This window comes from Chthonobacter rhizosphaerae (genome assembly GCF_013839525.1).
GTDB classification, from domain to species: Bacteria; Pseudomonadota; Alphaproteobacteria; order Rhizobiales; family Pleomorphomonadaceae; genus Chthonobacter; species Chthonobacter rhizosphaerae.
On the sequence record NZ_JACDIS010000017.1, the window covers coordinates 60,752 to 73,520 of the forward strand.

Annotated in this window: 13 protein-coding genes; 6 read left to right on the top strand and 7 right to left on the bottom strand. The window is 69.2% G+C overall.

The genetic code is table 11. The features are described 5' to 3' along the window. Positions 1-139: 139 nt before the first annotated feature. The 6 genes from dnaG to HND91_RS20845 form a co-directional block, all read right to left on the bottom strand. Positions 140-2,098: a DNA primase gene (dnaG, locus tag HND91_RS20820; protein ID WP_181708529.1), complete on the bottom strand. Its 1,959-nt coding sequence runs from the start codon at positions 2,096-2,098 to the stop codon at positions 140-142. Positions 2,099-2,135: 37 nt separating this feature from the next. Next, a complete protein-coding gene (locus HND91_RS20825; RefSeq protein WP_181708530.1) occupies positions 2,136-3,083 on the bottom strand; it encodes an amidoligase family protein in 948 nt (315 codons plus the stop codon). Positions 3,084-3,235: 152 nt separating this feature from the next. Beyond that, the gene (locus tag HND91_RS20830; protein ID WP_181708531.1) at positions 3,236-3,772 is read right to left on the bottom strand and encodes a GNAT family acetyltransferase; all 537 of its coding nucleotides are present in this window, start codon (positions 3,770-3,772) and stop codon (positions 3,236-3,238) included. Between the two features lie 248 nt (positions 3,773-4,020). Then, positions 4,021-4,290, bottom strand: coding sequence for a hypothetical protein (locus HND91_RS20835; protein WP_181708532.1), 270 nt, complete (start codon positions 4,288-4,290; stop codon positions 4,021-4,023). A 124-nt stretch (positions 4,291-4,414) separates the two neighbouring features. After that, positions 4,415-4,771, bottom strand: a complete 357-nt coding sequence (locus HND91_RS20840) for a hypothetical protein (protein WP_181708533.1) — start codon at positions 4,769-4,771, stop codon at positions 4,415-4,417. Between the two features lie 81 nt (positions 4,772-4,852). After that, positions 4,853-5,569 (bottom strand): GntR family transcriptional regulator, encoded by a 717-nt coding sequence (locus HND91_RS20845; protein ID WP_181708547.1) that lies wholly within the window; start codon positions 5,567-5,569, stop codon positions 4,853-4,855. 354 nt (positions 5,570-5,923) lie between these two features. Here HND91_RS20845 and HND91_RS20850 point away from each other — a divergent pair, with 354 nt between their 5' ends. The 5 genes from HND91_RS20850 (at position 5,924) to HND91_RS20870 (ending at position 11,070) form a co-directional block, all read left to right on the top strand. Further along, positions 5,924-7,006, top strand: a complete 1,083-nt coding sequence (locus HND91_RS20850) for an ABC transporter ATP-binding protein (RefSeq protein WP_181708534.1) — start codon at positions 5,924-5,926, stop codon at positions 7,004-7,006. A gap of 131 nt (positions 7,007-7,137) precedes the next feature. Next, positions 7,138-8,430, top strand: coding sequence for an ABC transporter substrate-binding protein (locus HND91_RS20855; protein ID WP_181708535.1), 1,293 nt, complete (start codon positions 7,138-7,140; stop codon positions 8,428-8,430). 201 nt (positions 8,431-8,631) lie between these two features. Continuing rightward, on the top strand, positions 8,632-9,486 hold the full coding sequence (locus HND91_RS20860; protein WP_181708536.1) for an ABC transporter permease: 855 nt from the start codon (positions 8,632-8,634) through the stop codon (positions 9,484-9,486). Between the two features lie 3 nt (positions 9,487-9,489). Then, entirely contained in the window at positions 9,490-10,317 is an 828-nt protein-coding gene (locus tag HND91_RS20865) for an ABC transporter permease (RefSeq protein ID WP_181708537.1), read from the top strand. 21 nt (positions 10,318-10,338) lie between these two features. Then, positions 10,339-11,070 (top strand): aspartate/glutamate racemase family protein, encoded by a 732-nt coding sequence (locus HND91_RS20870; protein WP_181708538.1) that lies wholly within the window; start codon positions 10,339-10,341, stop codon positions 11,068-11,070. 118 nt (positions 11,071-11,188) lie between these two features. Here the strand turns inward: HND91_RS20870 and HND91_RS20875 are convergent, their stop codons facing one another. Next, positions 11,189-12,013, bottom strand: coding sequence for a DUF1206 domain-containing protein (locus tag HND91_RS20875; protein WP_181708539.1), 825 nt, complete (start codon positions 12,011-12,013; stop codon positions 11,189-11,191). A 259-nt stretch (positions 12,014-12,272) separates the two neighbouring features. On the opposite strand from HND91_RS20875, the gene HND91_RS20880 reads away from it, so the two are divergent. Next, positions 12,273-12,575: a hypothetical protein gene (locus tag HND91_RS20880; RefSeq protein ID WP_181708540.1), complete on the top strand. Its 303-nt coding sequence runs from the start codon at positions 12,273-12,275 to the stop codon at positions 12,573-12,575. Positions 12,576-12,769 lie beyond the last annotated feature (194 nt).

Genomic DNA, 12,769 nt, shown 5'->3' on the forward strand with positions numbered 1-12,769 from the left:
GGCGAAATTCGGCGGATTACCGCCCCGCCGCCGCCGCCGGGGTGATCCGGGCCGGGCGCGGGGAAGGGGCGCCGGGCCCGTCTCCACAGGATTTCCACCGGATACGCGGCCGTCGTCCCCCGGACGGATTCAGACGGATTCACTTGAAGAGGACCGGGGTGGCCGAATTGGAGCCGGTGGTCGCCTGGCGGATCGCCTTCGCCTCCTCGGCGAGTTCCTGCTCGCGCCGCGCCAGTTCCTCGCGCCGGCGGTTCAGCTCGCGGGAGAGTTCGAACAGGCGCGCCATGGCGCTCTCGTCGGTGTCCGCCCCCACGTCGTCCATGTCGTGCTCGATGTCGGCCGCGAGCGAGCGGATGGACAGGCGTTCCAGCATGGACTCGAAGCAGTTCTCCACGAAGCGCTGGCTCGGGTGGAATTTCAAGATCGGCATGCGCTCGCGCAGCCTGTGGCCGCGGGGCAGCACGGCGCCGAAGTCGGTGCGGGTCTCGTCGCCGTGCACCTCGTTGAGGACGAAGTAGAAGCGGCCGTCGAGCCCCTCGTAGAAGCTCGCCACCGAGGCGGCGTCGAGATCCACCGCGATCCGGTAGAGCGCCCGCTTGAAGTCCTCCAGGGCCTTCACCTTGAACTCGGTCACGGCGAGCCGCTCGATGTTGGCCTCGTAGAGGTCTGGATATTCCACGCAGAGCCCGAGCAGGATCCGTTCGACGGACGCGAGCTCCGTGTCGTCGAGCGGCTGCACGTCGGCGGCGTTGGCGCCGGGGCTTTCCTTCGCTCCGCCGCGCGGACCCTGTCCGCCGCGGCTCTTGCGGTCGTGCGCCCAGAACAGCTCCGACAGCTTCACCCGCAGCGCGAGGCGGTAGCGCCGGGCCACCCGGTCGTCGCGGATCTGGCGGACGAGCTCCTCGATCCGGGCCTCCAGCGCCGCCTTGCGCTCCGGCGTGTCGATCCGGGCGACCGCCACCTCTCGGTCCCACAGCACCTCGGAGAGGGGGCGGGCCTTGGCGAGTTCGGCGAGGAAGCCGTCGGCGCCGGACGCCTTGATCAGGTCGTCCGGGTCCTGTCCGTCGGGCAGGAAGCAGAAGTTGAAAGACTGGCCGGACTTCAGAAGCGGCAGGATGCGGTCGATCGCCCGGTGGGCGGCGCCGACGCCGGCCTTGTCGCCGTCGAAGCAGATCACCGGTTCCGGGGCGAAGCGCCACAACCGGGCGATGTGGTCCTCCGTGAAGGCGGTGCCGAGGGCGGCCACCACGTTGCGGATGCCGGCCTGGTGCACGGCGATCGCGTCCATGTAGCCTTCGGTCACGATCATGGTGCCGGACTTGTGCGCCGCCTCCCTGGCCCGGTGCACGTTGAACAGCATGGTGCCCTTGTTGAACACCGGGGTCTCCGGCGAATTCAGGTACTTCGGCTGGCCGTCCGGATCGAGCACGCGGCCGCCGAAGGCGACCACGCGGCAGCGCTCGTCGTGGATCGGGATCACGACCCGGCCGCGGAAATAGTCGTAGGTCGAGCGCCCGTCCTCCGGCTTGCGCAGCAGGCCCGCCGTGACGGCGGTGTCCTCGGTGACGCCGTTCTGGAGGAGGTGACGCTTCAGGGCGTCGCGGTCGTCCGGCGCATAGCCGAGGCGGAACTCCGCCACCGTCTTCGGCGTGAGGCCGCGGCGGGTCAGATAGTCCCGGGCCGGCTTGCCTTCGGGCGCGCGCAGCTTGGCCTCGAAGAACTTGGCGGCGATTTCCACCGCGCCGACGATGTCGACGCGGAACGCCTCCCGCTCGCGCTCCCGCGGGTCGGGCTTCGGCAGGCTCACGCCGGCGGTCTCCGCCAGGCGCTCCACCGCCTCCGGGAAGGACAGGCCCTCCGTCTCGGTGACGAACTTGAAGTGGTCGCCGGAGGCGCCGCAGCCGAAGCAGTGGTAGATGCCCCGCCGGTCGTCGCAGTGGAAGGACGGGCTCTTCTCCTGGTGGAACGGGCAGCAGGCCCACCAGTCGCCGCGGGCCGGCTGGGTCTTGCGCTTGTCCCAGGTCACCTTGCGGGCGACCACGGCCGAGATCGGCAGGCGGTTGCGGATGTCGTCGAGAACGGAACTGGAGAAGCGCATGGTGCGACCCTATCGGATCCGGCCGCGGGGAGAAAGGTCAGGACCCCGACAGGCCCCGCGCGAGGGCCAGCCGGACGGGGTCGTGGGCGAGGGCGCGCGCCATCTGGTCAGGGTCCGTGGCGAGCCGCTCCACCGCCACCCACCGGTTCCAGGCCGGAGCGATCGACCAGCCGGGCTCCCCGACCGCCGCCGCCGGCAGCCGGTAGTGCAGAACCGGCCGGCGGCCTATCTTCTCGTTCGGCAGGGCGGACCGGACCCGCGCCTCGTCGAACACCAGGAGGAGGGGCAGGAGATCGAGATCGCGCCGCCTCGTGGGGTTGTGGCGGATGTAGTCGGCGATGAAGCCGGCGGTGTCCGGCCGATAGGCGGGGTCGAGCACCAAGGCCGCATAGGCGTCCGGAAACGCCGGCCGCGGGTCGAATCGGCCGGCCGGTCCCGCGGACGCCCGCAGGGGCTCGGAGAGGATCAGGAAGGCGCGCAGGAAGGAGAGGGCGGTGTCGGTGTCCACCTTCGGCGGGTCCACGTTGAAGTGGAGCCCGAACGAGGCCGGGCCGACAGGCGCCGCGCCAGCCCGGGCGAGGCTGCCGACCGCGCGGTCGATGTCGGCGAGGTCCGCGAAGGGGCGCGGCGAGGCCACCAGCTCGCGCGGCACCACCAGCGACGCCAGATTGCCGACCAGCCGCGCGACGGTCGGCGACAGCCGGCCCTGGGGTGTGCCCTCGTGGCGGGCCGGATGGGTGATCCGCAGGTCGAGCTCGACGAGGAGGTCCCCGACCGCCGAGCCGACGAGCCGGAACGCGTGGGCGTCCTCCTCGACGATCGCGCCGCCGAGATCGGCCTTCAGCGCCTCGGCGGCCCCGGCGGCGGACAGGCGGCCGAACTCCACCTCCACGCCCACGCGGCGAAGCCGACCCTCCGCGTCGCGGGTGACGGGCGGCATGGCATAGACGGGGTGCAGTTCGATCTCGGATGTATGGATGGTCATGACGACGGAGCGGGCCTCTTCGCGCGGACCACTGGCCCGACCGACGCCGCGCGCGCCGACCGGTCGCCCTGACCGCTTGCGACGGCCGCCCCTTGATCCTGAGATCGGGATCGGAGCCGGTCCGTTCAAGAGCCTCGATAGGGCTCGACCCGTCAGGTCTTGCCCAGACGCTCGTCGCGGGCCCGTTCAGCGGCGGCGAACTCCGCCTCGTCGCGCGCCTCGCCCTTGGCGCCGCCGATGTCCTGCTCCGCCGCCGCGCTCAGACGGACGAAGACGCCGAGACCGACGATCAGCGCGACGCCCGTGAGGAGCAGAAAGGTGGGATAGATCATCGTCGACACCTCGGTCTTCGATGCCGTGAAGACCGCCACGATGCCTTCCAGGAAGACCGCGATCGCGATGGTGGAGAGGAACTTGGTCAGGCTGCGCCGCGCCTCGCTGGCATGGCGCAGTTCGCGGGCGCGGACCGTTTCCTCCTCCAGGATGTACTTGCCGACGTCGAACACCGCGACGGCGATGATCGTGTAGCCGACCGCGTCGAGAAGCGACGTGGCCACGTCGCGTCCGTCGCTGGTGACGGCCGTGTAGACGCCGCCGACGGCGAAGGCCACGAGGCCCGCGGCGAGCGCCATCAGCATCAGGCTCGCAAGGCCGAAGGCTCCGCGCGTGATCCAGTCCAAGGCCGCCATGATCGATGGATCTCCGGACGGCGCGGTCCGGCCGTCCGCTCACAACGCGTCAGCCCCGGGGAGGTTGCTTGAGCGGGACCTGCGCCTCGGTCCGGCACAAGGCGCGCGGAGGACACGCAGGACGGATCCGGCGAGCTCCTGCCGCAACAGGTCGTCCCCACGGCCGTCTCGTCCTCAGGACCATGCGGCGGCACAGGCCGCCCCAATGACAACCGCCGGCCCGTCCTTGCGGATCGGCCGGCGGAGGATCACTTCTTCGCCACGTGGTGGGTGGCTACGAAGTGATGGAGGGCGGCGAACAGCGCCGCCGCATGGGCCCGGTCGCCGCGGTCGAGCGCGGCGCGGATGTCGTCCTTGATCATGGCCCGGATGGCGTTCGGGTCATGTTCCTCGTCCAGGAGATACTGACCGAGGATCGCGGCCGCCGAGTCGGAGATGTCCTCGTGCTCGGCGATCGCGGCGATCTCCTCGTCGGTGAAATCCGACATGCCGACGATGTCGTCCCGGGTGACGTTCATCCCTCTGTCCTCCCTGGCCGCCGGTCTGCAGAGCCGACCGTTCGGATGTAGGGATCGCATTATCATCATATTATACGCATGATTGCGGAGCCGGATCATCGCGACGGCACCGAGCCGGCCTCGATCACTTCGGGACGACGGGGCCTTCGCTCTGCGGGTCCGTCGGTACGGCCGACGGCGGGATGACCGGCGTGGTGCCCGGCATCGGGTCCGGGGCAGGCGCGGTGATCTCCGGGTCGATGCCGGGGGGCGGCGCGATGACGCCGCCGGTGGCGTCGAGCTGTTCGCTCAGCGTGTCGCAGGGCTCCGGCGCGCCGGTCGCCTCGTCGGTGCAGACCCGCTCCGGCGGCGTCTGGATCGTATCCTGGTCGGTGCCGACGGCCGGCGGATCGGTTTCCGGTGTCGCCTGCGCGATGGCCGCCGATCCCGCCGACGTCAGGACGGCTGCGGCGAGCGCGGCGGATAGGATCGAGTGTCTCATCGGCTTATCTCCCTTGCCCGCCCATCCCTTTCAAGGAAATGAGCGGCGCCCGGCGGGTGTTCCCGGGCATGCGGGAGGGGGTCAGAGGTCGCCGTCGAAGACGATGTCGCGCAGGCTCACGTCATCGCCGGCGCGGTAGTCCAGATCGGCCTCGATATGGTCGATGTGGTGGCGCATCAGGTCGGCCGCCGTCCGGGCGTCGCGCCGCCTCATGGCGTCCACGATGGCGCGGTGCTCGTCTCGTCCGCAGCTTGACACGGTGGTGCGCCCGTAGAGCGCGATCACGAGCGACGAGCGGGACACGAGTTCCTTCAGGAAGCGGGTGAGGAGATCGTTGCCGGCGACCGCCGCGATCTTCAGGTGCAGGTCGCCGGACGCCCGAATTTCGGCCCGGCGGGCGCTCGGCCCGCGCGTGGCGCTCGTCTGGGCCTCCTCCGCCAAGTGCGCCTCCAGGAGGGCGATGTCCGCCGCGGTCGCCCGCTCGGCGGCCGCGGCGGCGAGCCCGGGCTCCACCAGCCGGCGGGCGTGGAAGACCTGGCGCGCCTCCTCGGGGCTGGGCTTCGACACGGAGGCGCCGCGGTTGCGTTCGATCGTCACGACGCCGTCGAACGCGAGGCCCTGGAGCGCCGTCCGCACCACCGTCCGGCTGGCCTTGAACAGGGCGCCGATCTCGTCCTCGACGAGCTTGGTGCCCGGAACGAGGCGGCGGTCCACGATGGCGTCGTGCAGGGCCTCGCGGATCGCCGAGGCGCGGTCGCCGGCCCTCGTCCGGGTCGCCCCGTCCTGGATGTCGTCCATGGCTCCGTCCGGCCACTCCTTGCGCGACGATCGACCCATGGCTGCCGGTCCGGACGCTCTCGGCCCGGTCCGGGCCCTCGGCGTCCGGCGCGAACGGCCGGTGTCGACGTTCTCAAGGGATAACGACTGGGCAAGCCTGCGCCAAGCCCAATCGGAGAGCAAAGAAGACGCAAGTTTGTATACAATCTGCGGCGAAATTGACCTTATGCCGCCTGAAATCTGGGCGGTGGTCGCACCGCCGATTGGCCGCGGACGCGGGTCTTAGCTTCTGGCACAGCGAAATCAACGGCTTGGCAGTTCTGCTGCCGATTGGCACGGCCGTTGCTGACGAGACGGCGGACACGAGGAGCGTGCATGCCGAAGGCCGCCAACATCGAACTTGCCGCAGTCACCAAGCGCTACGGGACCACCGTCGCGGTGGACCGGATCAGCCTGAAGATCAAGGCCGGCACCTACTGCTGCCTGCTCGGCCCGTCCGGCTGCGGCAAGACCTCCACGCTGAGGATGATCGCCGGACACGAGAGCGTGTCGGAGGGCGACATCCTGCTCGGCAACACGGTGGTTAACGATCTGCCGCCGGCCCGGCGCGGCACCGCCATGATGTTTCAATCCTATGCGCTCTTCCCGCACCTGGACCTCGTCGACAACGTGGCCTTTTCGTTGAAGATGAAGGGAGTGCCGAAGGCGGAACGCCGCGAGAAGGCGCTCGCCATGCTCGGCCTCATGGAGATGACCCCCTATGCGAGCCGACGGCCCGCCCAGCTTTCCGGCGGCCAGCAGCAGCGGGTGGCGCTCGCCCGGGCGCTCATCACCGACCCCCAGGCGCTGCTCCTCGACGAGCCGCTGTCGGCGCTCGATCCCTTCCTGAAGATCCGGATGCGGGCGGAACTGAAGCGGCTGCAGGCCAGCCTCGGCATCACCTTCATCCACGTGACCCACAGCCAGGAGGAGGCGATGGCCCTCGCCGACCTGGCGGTGGTGATGAACGGCGGCCGGATCGAGCAGGCGGCCCATCCGCGGGACCTGTTCAACCGGCCGGCGACGCCCTTCGTGGCCCGCTTCCTCGGCGATCACAACGTGATCGAGGGCCGGGTCGCGACCGTCGACGGCGACACCGCGCGGTTCGACCTTTCGGGAGGCGCCAGCCTTTCCGCGCCCGCCGGCCCGGGCGTCGCGGCCGGCGCCCCGATCGCCATCGCGGTGCGGACCGACAAGGTGCGCGTGGGCGCGCCTGAGGCCGGGCACGGCTTCACCGGGCTCGTCTCCAACGTGGAATACCGCGGCTCGACCGTGCAGGTGGCGTTCAGCGTGCCCGGCGTCGACGACTTCGCGGTCTCGATGGACGAGGCGGATTACTTCCGCGCGCCGCTCGCCCTCGGCGACGCGGTGCCGCTGGGCTGGTCGCGGGAGCACGTGCACCTGCTCGGGCCGGGCTGAGACTGGGGCGGCCCCGCCGGGGCCGCCCGGATGGGACCGGCGCCGCGCCAAGGGGCGGCCCGGACGGTTGTGGAGTGTCGGCGGCCCGAAGGGGGGCGGCGACCGGTTAGGACAGAACGGGGACAGCGAACATGACTGACACGACGAAGACTTCCGGCGTTTCCCGCCGCAGCGTGCTGAAGGGCGGCGCCGCCGTCGCGGGCCTCGCGGCCGGTTCCGGCGCCATCACGGGCTTCCCGACCATCTGGGCGCAGAACATCAAGGACGTGACGCTGCGCCAGTTCGGCACCGGCGTCTCGAACATCAACGCCATCGCGGAGAAGTGCAAGGAAGACCTCGGCTTCACGCTGCAGATGACGGCGCTCGATTCCGACGCGGTGGCCCAGCGCGCCGTGACCCAGCCGGACAGCTTCGACATCGCCGACATCGAATACTGGATCTGCAAGAAGGTCTTCCCGGCCGGCGTCATGCAGCCGCTCGACGTGTCGAAGATGAAGTATTTCGACAAGCTGGTGCCGCTGTTCGTGACCGGCAAGCTGACCCCTGAGAGCACCATCGCGCAGGGCACCGCTCCCCACACGGTGGGCTTCGTGACCGGCTCGGACTCGGTGGAGTTCGCCAAGGAGCCGACCAACTGGCTCACCATGATCCCGACCATCTACAATGCCGATACCCTCGGCATCCGGCCGGACCTCGTGGGCCGCGAGATCAAGAACTGGAAGGACATCCTGGATCCGGCCTTCAAGGGCAAGACCTCGATCCTGAACATCCCGTCCATCGGCATCATGGACGCCGCGATGATCGCGGAGAGCGCCGGCATCATCAAGTATGCCGACAAGGGCAACATGACGAAGGAAGAGATCGACACGACGATCAACTTCCTGATCGAGACCAAGAAGGCCGGCCAGTTCCGGGCGTTCTGGAAGTCCTTCGACGAGAGCGTCAACCTGATGGCTTCGGGCGAGGTGATCATCCAGTCCATGTGGTCGCCGGCCGTGGCCGCCGTGCGCTCCAAGGGCATCCCGTGCGTCTACCAGCCGCTGGAAGAGGGCTACCGCGCCTGGGGCGGCGGCCTCGGCATCGCCAAGCACCTCACCGGCCTCGAGCTCGAAGCCGCCTACGAGTACATCAACTGGTACATGTCCGGCTGGGTCGGCGCCTATCTCAACCGCCAGGGCTACTACTCGGCCTGCCTCGACACCGCCAAGCAGTTCATGGAGCCCTACGAGTGGGCCTTCTGGATGGAAGGCAAGCCCGCCGAGAAGGACATCCTCTCGCCGGAGGGCAAGGTCATGGAGAAGGCCGGCGCGGTGCGCGACGGCGGCTCCTTCTACGACCGCATGGGCGCGGTCGCGTGCTGGAACTCGGTGATGGACGAGGACCGCTACATGGTCCGCAAGTGGAACGAGTTCATCGCGGCGTGATGGGGCAGGGGGGTGCGCCCGGCTGGCGTCGGGGCGGCACCCCCCACCCTGGCCCTCCCCCGCAAGGGGAGGGGATGGCCGGCCGCTGCGGACCTCGCCCAGGCGCGTGCACGCGGTACTCCCTCCCCCCTTGCGGGGGAGGGCCGGGGTGGGGGGAGAGCCTCCCCGCCCCAACACCCGATCCCAACCGGACCCCCGCCCATGACCATCGCCCACCGCGCCGCGCCCTATCTTCAGGCCCTGCCGCTGACGCTCATCCTCGGCGTCTTCCTGGTGGTCCCGATCGCCGTGATCGTCATGGTGTCCTTCTGGGACTACGACTCGATCCGCATCTACCCGGACTTCGTGACCTTCAACTACGAGGAGACGCTTCTCTCCTGGGTCACCTGGAAGACCTATCTCAACACCTTGAAGTTCACCGCCATCGTGTGGGCGATCACCCTCTTCGTAGGCTTCTGGGTCGCCTATTTCCTGGCTTTCCACGTGCGGACGGCCACGATGCAGACGGTGCTCTTCCTCGTCTGCACGGTGCCCTTCCTCACGTCCAACATCATCCGGATGATCTCCTGGATCCCCTTCCTCGGCCGGAACGGGCTTCTCAACACGGCGCTCGTCGACGCCGGCATCGTTCCCCAGCCCCTGGAGTTCCTGCTCTTCTCCGAGTTCGCCGTGGTGCTCGCCATGGTGCACCTCTACACGCTGTTCATGGTGACGCCGATCTTCAATACGCTGATGCGCATCGACCGGTCGCTGATCGAGGCGGCGCGGGACGCGGGCGCCAGCGGCTTCCAGATCCTCACCAACGTGATCCTGCCGCTCGCCAAGCCGGGCATCGCGATCGGGTCCATCTTCGTCGTCACCCTCGTGATGGGCGACTTCATCACCGTGCGCTTCATGTCCGGCGGGCAGTCGGCCTCGGTCGGGCTGATGATGGCCAACCAGATCTCGCTGCTGCAGTACCCGGCGGCCGCGGCGAACGCGGTGGTGCTGCTCGCGGTCGTCCTGATGATCGTCGCCGGCATCGTCCGCCTCGTCGACATCCGCAAGGAGCTCTGAGCCATGACGAGCGAGAAGCGCGGCTTCGGCCACTATGTGCTCGCGGCCTTCTTCGGGCTGTTCGTCCTCTTCCTCTACGGGCCGCTCTCCACCATCCTGATCCTGTCGTTCCAGGGGCCGGACGGCGGGTTGACCTTTCCGATGAACGGGGTCTCCACCCGCTGGTTCGCCAACCTGTTCGAGACGCAGGCGGTGGGCGACTTCGGCGGGTCCTTCACCCGCTCCTTCCTGCTCGGCCTGATGGTGATGATCACCACCGTGGTCGTCTCGCTCCTCGGCGGACTGGCGTTCCGCCGGCGGTTCGTCGGCTCCACGGCGCTGTTCTACGTCACGATCGCCAGTCTCGTGGTGCCGTCCATCCTGGTGTCGCTCGGGATCGGGCTGCTCTTCCAGGTCACCGGCTTGCGACCCGCCTGGTACACGTCCGGCTTCGGCGCGCACCTCACCTGGACCCTGCCGTTCGGCCTCCTGATCATGTTCGCGGTGTTCAACCGCTTCTCGCCCGCCTACGAGGAGGCGGCGCGCGACCTCGGCGCCTCGCCCTGGCAGACGTTCGCCCATGTGGTGCTGCCCATGATCACGCCGCCGCTGGTGGGCGTCGGCCTGTTCGGCTTCACGCTCTCCTACGACGAGTTCGCCCGCACGCTGATGACCTCCGGCAGCTTCAACACCCTGCCGCTGGAGATCTACGGCATGACCACGAACGTGACGACGCCGGTGCTCTACGCCCTCGGCACCGTCACGACCGCCTTCTCCTTCGCCATCATCCTGACGGCCCTGATCGCCATCGCGATCATCAACCGACGGCGGCTGATGGCCTCCGGCGCCTGACGCTTCGCAACCGGACACCTCATGAAGATCCTCGTCGTCAACCCGAACACGACCGCCACCATGACCGAGACGGCCGCCCATGCGGCCCGCTCCGTGGCGGCGCCCGGCACCGAGATCGTCGCCGTCACGGCGGCCGACGGGCCCGCCTCCATCGAGGGCTATTACGACGAGGCTTTCGCCGTGCCGGGGCTGATCCGGGCTATCCGGGAGGGGGCCGCCGACGGCGCGGACGCCGCGATCGTGGCCTGTTTCGACGACACCGGCCTCGATGCCGCGCGCGCCTTCGCGGCCATCCCGGTCGTGGGCCTCTGCGAGGCGGCGCTCGTCACCGCCGGGCAGATCGCCAAGCGGATCAGCATCGTCACCACCCTGTCGCGCTCCATCGTGCCGATCGAGGACCTGGTCCGCCGCTACGGCTATGCCGAGCGCGTCCGCGTGCGCGCCTCGGACGTGCCCGTCCTCGCCCTCGAGGATCCCGCGTCCGGCGCCCGCGCCAAGCTTACCGCCGAGATCGAGCGCGCCCTCGTGGAGGATCGGGCGGAGGCGATCGTGCTCGGCTGCGCCGGCATGGCGGATCTGGCGCGCGCGCTCTCGCTCCAGTACGGCCTGCCGGTGGTGGACGGCGTGGCGGCCGCGGTCAAGCAGGCGGAGGCGCTCGTCGGCCTGAAGCTCTCCACGAGCAAGACGGGCACCTACGCGCCGCCGCCGGCGAAGCCCTATGCGGGCCTGCTCGCCGGATTCGCTCCGCTCTAGGGAGCGGGCCGGCGACGGACGGGGCGCCCGGAGGATCCGAAGGCGGTCGGCGGCGGTGGCCTCTCTTGTCCCCGACGGTTCGACAGACGGCCCCGTTCGGCCGATACTGTCGCCCGCCTCAGCCCATGCGGGCGGCGTTGCGGACCGCGTTGGCGCCCGGGATCGGCGGCGTCTCAACGTTGATGCGCCGGTAGACGGCTTCCACGAAGCTGTAGATCGCGAAGGCCACGAACCCGATGCCGATGACGAGGAGGATCCACGTGCCGGCCGGCATGGTCTGCACGGTGGTCAGCACGTCCTTCAACGTCGGCGGCTGTTCGGTCGTGCCGCTGGCGGTCCAGGCGCGCAACGCCATCAGGCCGCCGATGACCAGGAACACGACCGCCCGGGCGATCAGCCCCGCGCGGGCGATCGGCCGGATGCGGTCGCGCGTTTCCGCGTCGGCGTTGAGGTAGCGCTCATAAGTGCAGCGCACCGCCTTCACCACATGGGCGATCGCGACGCCGATGAAGATGGCGGCGAGCAGCCCCGCGACGACCCGGCCGCCGAGGAAGCCTACCGCCTGGCGCTGCATCTCCGCGGTTCCGCCACCGCCACCGCCGAGCGCCATGCCGAGCGCCGCGCCGGCGGCGGTCACCGCCAGACCCGCGTAGGTGACGGCCGCGATCAGGAAACCGGCGCGGATGGCGAGACCCTTGGCGTCGGTCCCGAAATGATCCGGATCGGCCGTCGCCTGGATGAAGCGCCAGATGGCGTAGCCGAGAAGGCCGATCGCCAGCACGCCGACGAGCACCGTTCCGAACGGCCCGCCGAGGACCACGGAGAGCGTATCCTCCGTGTCTTTCGTCTCGCCGCTGCCGATGGCGGCGATCACGGCGAAATAGCCCACGATGGCATAGACCACGCCCCGCGCCGCATAGCCCCCGCGTGCGAGCATTTCCATGGCGACTCTCCCAGTCTTCCGCCGCTTCAGCGTTCTGGAAGGTCAACGGTACAGGCTGCGCCGATGTTCCGGAGCCTCGGCCGCGTCCGTCGCGCGGGACCGATCCGCGATCCGTTTCGGGGTCGGGTACCGTGCCTGGGGTTGTGGCGACGCGCCATAGGTTGCCTCTCTCATCCGTTAAAATTACATTCTGACGGGAAGCAAAAGCGGGAGGGGATCTATGAGGACTCGTCTATTTGTCGTCGCGTTCGGTGTGGTCGTGGCCACGTCGGTGCTGCCCGTCATGGCGGCCGGGCTCAGCGCGGATGAGATCAAGTCGTCCTTCATCGACAAGCCGTTCACGTGGACGCACACGAGCGGTGTCGGGGGCTCGACCATCCACAAGGCTGACGGGTCGATGGTCTACGACCTGAACGGCAAGACGCGCACCGCGAAGTGGGCGATCAAGAAAGGAAAATTCTGCATCAACGCCGGCGACAGCGACGAGGCGTGCTTCGCGCTGGTGGCCAACGGCAAGGTCTTCAAGTCGGAGGACGGCAAACTCGTCTACACGCCGAAGTGACGGCCAAAAGAAAGTCCCGCCTGCGTTCGACGCAGGCGGGACCGTTGGCGCGGTGGTTATCGTGTCGTCAGGTCAGTTCGACTTGGCGTCGGCCCAGCTCTTGACGAGCTCGTCGTAGTTGACGGTCATCGGCTGCGGCTTCTCGTTCTCCAGCTTGGGCTGCGGGGCGAGGGTGCCGTTGGCCTTGGCCTGCT